This is a genomic window from Mesorhizobium sp. GbtcB19 (genome assembly GCF_019091085.1).
GTDB lineage: Bacteria > Pseudomonadota > Alphaproteobacteria > Rhizobiales > Rhizobiaceae > Mesorhizobium.
Genome location: NZ_JAGXJY010000400.1, coordinates 1 through 245, shown reverse-complemented (window position 1 = coordinate 245; position 245 = coordinate 1). Strand labels below are relative to the sequence as shown.

At 71.8% G+C, this 245-nt stretch carries 1 pseudogene; it reads right to left on the bottom strand.

From position 1 onward, the window contains the following. Positions 1 to 206, bottom strand: a pseudogene (locus KVT37_RS32580) (aldehyde reductase); the annotation flags it as partial. Between the last annotated feature and the right edge of the window lie 39 nt (positions 207 to 245).

The following is a 245-nucleotide window of genomic DNA, read 5'->3' as shown; positions in this document are numbered from 1 at the left end:
AGGCCGACTGGGTTGACCACCGACAGTTCCAGCGCGCCGCCCTGAGCGGCAATGGAAACCCCCGCCGCCCGCCCGGGCAGCGTCTTCGACTTCCCATAGGCGCTGGCCTTCTGCGAAAGATCGGTCCAGTTCTCTTCGGTGAACGGATGGCCGGGAACAGGCGTGTGGCCGTAGCCGGCGGCGGGGAAGGAGCGGGGCGGCGCCACCCGTTCGGCACCGGCATCGCCCCTGGGCCCCCGTGCCCG